Source organism: Bacillus sp. JJ1521, from assembly GCF_036965165.1.
In the GTDB taxonomy this organism is placed as follows: Bacteria; Bacillota; Bacilli; order Bacillales; family Bacillaceae_L; genus Ferdinandcohnia.
This window is the reverse complement of the sequence record NZ_JBALOX010000203.1, coordinates 4,937-9,386: the sequence shown is the minus strand read 5'-3', so window position 1 is coordinate 9,386 and position 4,450 is coordinate 4,937. Positions and strand designations below refer to the sequence as shown.

The 4,450-nt window shown below is 39.0% G+C and carries 5 protein-coding genes; 1 reads left to right on the top strand and 4 read right to left on the bottom strand.

The window, feature by feature from the left end; genetic code table 11:
- Window positions 1-91: 91 nt before the first annotated feature.
- Both V7147_RS21850 and V7147_RS21845 read right to left on the bottom strand, forming a co-directional pair.
- Window positions 92-1,978, bottom strand: coding sequence for an ABC-F family ATP-binding cassette domain-containing protein (locus V7147_RS21850; RefSeq protein WP_335369919.1), 1,887 nt, complete (start codon window positions 1,976-1,978; stop codon window positions 92-94).
- Entirely contained in the window at window positions 1,975-2,622 is a 648-nt protein-coding gene (locus tag V7147_RS21845; RefSeq protein WP_335369918.1) for an HD domain-containing protein, read from the bottom strand. The genes V7147_RS21850 and V7147_RS21845 overlap by 4 nt, the downstream gene beginning before the upstream one ends.
- Window positions 2,623-2,762: 140 nt before the next feature.
- Here V7147_RS21845 and V7147_RS21840 point away from each other — a divergent pair, with 140 nt between their 5' ends.
- The gene (locus V7147_RS21840; RefSeq protein WP_335369917.1) at window positions 2,763-3,008 is read left to right on the top strand and encodes a hypothetical protein; all 246 of its coding nucleotides are present in this window, start codon (window positions 2,763-2,765) and stop codon (window positions 3,006-3,008) included.
- Window position 3,009: 1 nt separating this feature from the next.
- Here V7147_RS21840 and V7147_RS21835 read toward each other — a convergent pair whose 3' ends face one another.
- Together V7147_RS21835 and V7147_RS21830 are read right to left on the bottom strand one after the other, a co-directional pair.
- A complete protein-coding gene (locus V7147_RS21835; protein ID WP_335369916.1) occupies window positions 3,010-3,855 on the bottom strand; it encodes a DegV family protein in 846 nt (281 codons plus the stop codon).
- A gap of 124 nt (window positions 3,856-3,979) precedes the next feature.
- Window positions 3,980-4,450 (bottom strand): hypothetical protein (locus tag V7147_RS21830; protein ID WP_335369915.1); only part of this gene is annotated, 471 nt, incomplete at its 5' end.

Here is a 4,450-nt window from a genome sequence, read left to right as displayed (position 1 = left end):
TGACCCACATCCTGTGGACCTAAAAATCGGGCGAAAATACACCAAGGCGCATTTGATTAAATAGAGCCCGGTCTTATGCCGGGCCCTTCTCTTATTCGCTTATGAGTTCAGATAACTCTGCCCATCTTTCCATTAATTGGTCAAGCACCTCAGATTCCCTTGCATGGTCATCCATAGCTTGCTGGGCCTTCTGGTAGTTACTTCCGGCTGCTTCAATTTCTTTAACAAGTGCAGCAACCTTCTCTTCTTGGGCTTCGATTTTCCCTTCAATTTCATCCCATTCTAGCTGATCCTTATAGGAAAGCTTCTTTTTCTTTGGCTTAGGTGTATCCTGAGACGATGCCTTTTCGACTTTTACTTTTTGTACGGCTTGTGCAGCTTCCACTGAATTTTTCTCAAGGTAATCTGAGTAATCTCCGAAATACGTTGTTATTTGATGCCCCTCTTCAAAAATCAAGAGCTGATCTGTAACCTTATCCAAGAAGTATCGATCATGGGAGACAGTGATGACAACACCTGGAAAGTCCTCTAAATAATCCTCTAACACGGTTAAAGTTTGGGTATCCAAATCATTTGTCGGCTCATCCAATAATAATACATTCGGTTCTCCCATAATGATTTTCAATAAATACAACCGTCTTCGTTCCCCACCAGATAACTTTCGAATCGGTGTACCATGGGTATGCATTGGGAATAAAAAGCGCTCAAGCATTTGAGCTGCTGATATCATCTTTCCATCCAAAGTATGAATCATTTCAGCAGTTTCCTTGATATACTCAATCATCCGCTTATTTAGGTCCATATCCATACTTTCTTGAGTGTAATAAGCAAGCTTAACCGTTTGTCCAATTTCAATTTCGCCCGTATCAACAGGAATTTTGCCCGCAATGATATTTAATAATGTGGATTTTCCGCTTCCGTTTCGACCGACAATTCCAATTCGGTCACCTGGTTTAATAAGCAAATTTACATCCTCTAAAATTTTCACTTCAGCAAAGCTTTTTGAAACATCCTTTAATTCGATAACCTTTTTACCAAGCCTACTGCCACCAACAGAAATATCAAGTGATTCTGTGTTCACTGTTTTTTTCGCATTTTCGATCTCTTCAAAACGTTGGATCCGGGCCTTTTGCTTTGTAGTTCTTGCCTTGGCACCCCGACGAATCCAGGCAAGCTCACGTCGATAAAGATTTTGACGCTTTGATTCAGAAGCCTGCTCCTGTTCAATTCGAAGCGCTTTTGCCTCTAAAAAGCTGCTATAGTTACCGGTATAGGAATAAAGTTTACCTTCATCAAGCTCAATAATTCGATTTGTAACTCTGTCTAAAAAGTAACGATCGTGGGTGACAACAAGTAGAGCCCCATTGTATTTGCCTAGATAATCCTCAAGCCACTGGATAGTATCATAATCTAAGTGGTTCGTAGGTTCATCAAGAATCAGTAAGTCTGGAACCTCAATTAGACTTTGCGCAAGGGCCACACGCTTCTTTTGTCCACCAGACAGTTCCATCACATCTTGAGAAAAATCTGTAATCCCAAGCTTTGATAATACAGCCTTTGCGTTTGAATTGGCTTCCCATGCATTTGCAGCATCCATTTTTTGTTGCAGGTCATATAACTTCTCCTGATTCGCTACGTTCATCGAATCTTTTTCGATTCGAATCATCGCTTCCTCGTACTCTTTTAAAATTCGAAGGAGTGGTGTATTGCCCTGAAAGACTTGATCGAGCACAGTATTTCCTTTAGTAAATTCAGGTTGCTGCGGTAAATAGCTAATTGTATATCCCTTTGAATGCGTGATTTCTCCATGGTCTGCCTCTTCCACACCCGCAATGATTTTTAAAAGAGTTGATTTTCCGGTACCATTCACACCGATAATGCCTATCCGTTCATTATCCGTAATACTAAAGGAGATGTCCTCAAATAACGTTTTTTCAGCATAGCTTTTTGATAGATTTTCAACCGTTAAGAGCCTCATAACTGTCCATTCCATTCTTTATAAAATTGATCAAGAAACGCTAACATAAAGTCGTGTCGTTCCTGTGCTACTTCCTTTGCTGCGTTTGTATTTAGTGTATCTTTTAATTTTAATAATTTTTCATAAAAGTGATTGACTGCTGTGGATTTGCCGTTTCGGTATTCTTCCTTTGTCATACTTTCACGGTAAGGTAGGTTTGGGTCATACATTAAATCACCATGTGCGCCCGCATAGGCAAAGGTTCTTGCAATACCAATGGCGCCTATTGCATCCAAACGATCCGCATCCTGTACAACCTGTCCCTCTATTGTTTTCATTGGAGGTCTGTTTCCACCCTTAAACGACATTGTTGAAATAATTTCGAGAATCATTTCTTGTTCAGAATCAGGTAAATGTATGGAAGTTAGCCAATCGCTCACTTTCATAAGACCTTCTTCTTCCGTTTTATTTAATTTTTCATCTGCCACATCATGTAATAATGCCGCCATTTCAATGATAAATAAATTGGCTTTTTCTTTTTCTCCAATTTGGATGGCAGCCTTTCTGACACGTTCAATATGCCACCAGTCATGGCCACTGCTATCATGTTGCAAAATATTTTTTACAAAAGTAATTGTTGCTTCGATTATTTTTTGTTGCTCCATATTACCCTCCGCCGACATCAATATCGTAACCATTGTACCATATTACAACCATAACTGAACTGTATCGAACTGATAGTTACGTGCATAAAATAAAAAAGCCAGATCAACTCCGGCTTTAGATGAAAGGTGGTAAAACAAATATGTATTATCCAAATGATATAAATCGGGAAATTGGAACTGCATGGTTTGGACGTCATGTCGTACTGATTACTTGTAATCCCGTCACCAATCAATTTCTACAGCTTCACAAGAGCCTCCATGCTCCTACTGAACCACCAAATCCAAATTGTGCGGAAGCAATCTCCCAATTCTTAAGCATAGGATATAAGATCGCAGCCATTGCTCCCCTATCTCAAAACGAGGTGCAATATGTGCTTGTTAAATAGTCTATTTATTCATCCAACTGATACCGATCGTATTTTCACCAGCATGGACACCTATCGCCACTCCAAGAGGGCACGCTTTAATCGATATGGTGTCGGGTGCAAATTCTCTAATTAGCTGTTCCCATTCCTTTGTCTTCGAATCGTCCAAGCCATATAAAATATAAACCTCATCAATTTGGTTTTTCTCGATCGATTCCTTCAAATAACCAAGTATTTTACTTGTTGCTTTATTTTCAGAGCGCACCTTTTCTTTTACTGATAGAGCACCGTCAATAATCTGTATAACTGGCTTTATTTGTAGCATGCTGCCAAGATAGTATTGAGCAGTGTTCATTCGTCCACTTCGGTGCAATTGTTCTAAACTGCCGATGATCACATACGTTTCTAGGTTTTCGGATAATTCGGTAATATGCTGTACAACGTCTACCGATGTCCCGCCATCCTCGACAAGCTTCATCCCTTCCTTCATTAATTTTGTCATCGGATAGGTTAGGATTTTTGAATCAATGACCGTTACAGGAATATTAACCAATTCTGCTGCTTGTCTAGCAGACGAAACGGTGCCACTTAATTTTTCAGAGATATGAACAGAGATAATCTCATCATATTTTTCTTCCAGACTATTATATAGTTCCACAAAACTTCCAATGGAAGGCTGCGACGTCTTAGGAATCGTCTTAGCCGTTTTTAACCTTTCAAAAAACTGAGCCGGTGTAATCGTTACCCCATCAAGGTATTCTTCCTCATCAAAAAAGATTGTCATCGGAATGACGTAAATATCCTCATGATTTAAAAGCTCCTTATCTAAAAATCCCGTGCTATCTGTAACCCATGCGATTTTTCCCACGGAACCGCCCCCTTATATGTCTTTATTACTATTTTACTATATATGCCCTTACTATATCACAAAGTAATATAGAATTATCAGAAAAATTAAATAGTTATGCATGAAAAAAGAGGCGAATTGCCCCTTATTTTATTGCTGTCTGTAATTGATGAATGGAATCAATAATATAGTCAATCATTTCGAGTAAGTCATCGATATTGTCTTCATGTATTAATCGGTGGAAAATAATTTTACTATTGTTTGTATAATGATTTCCCGAACCGTATTGATACGAAATTTCCTGTTGGATTTCTCGAGTGTCGCCCCAAATGGTGGTTAGTACCTGTTCAATTGTGGGACAAGCGTCCAATGACTCCAATTTAAAAATAAACCCTATTTCTAGGTGACAACCTGGATTTCTTTCATCTGTCCTTCTAAGGTCTGTTATTAGGTTATCCAGGTCAATTTTTAAATCAATATAAGCTTGGATTGGGTCGATTGTCTTATCTTTAAAGGACAAGCGATAATGCCTACCCATTTTCGCCATTTCCACTTGATCCTGGCGACCTGTAATTAAAAGCTGTCCTTCCAGATCTAAATCATAAAGGGCTCCTTC

Excerpts from the sequence above, each read along its gene's own strand:
- V7147_RS21850 (WP_335369919.1), bottom strand. The coding sequence starts at position 1,978 with ATGAGGCTCTTAACGGTTGAAAATCTATCAAAAAGCTATGCTGAAAAA.
- V7147_RS21845 (WP_335369918.1), bottom strand. The coding sequence starts at position 2,622 with ATGGAGCAACAAAAAATAATCGAAGCAACAATTACTTTTGTAAAAAAT.
- V7147_RS21840 (WP_335369917.1), top strand. The coding sequence starts at position 2,763 with ATGTATTATCCAAATGATATAAATCGGGAAATTGGAACTGCATGGTTT.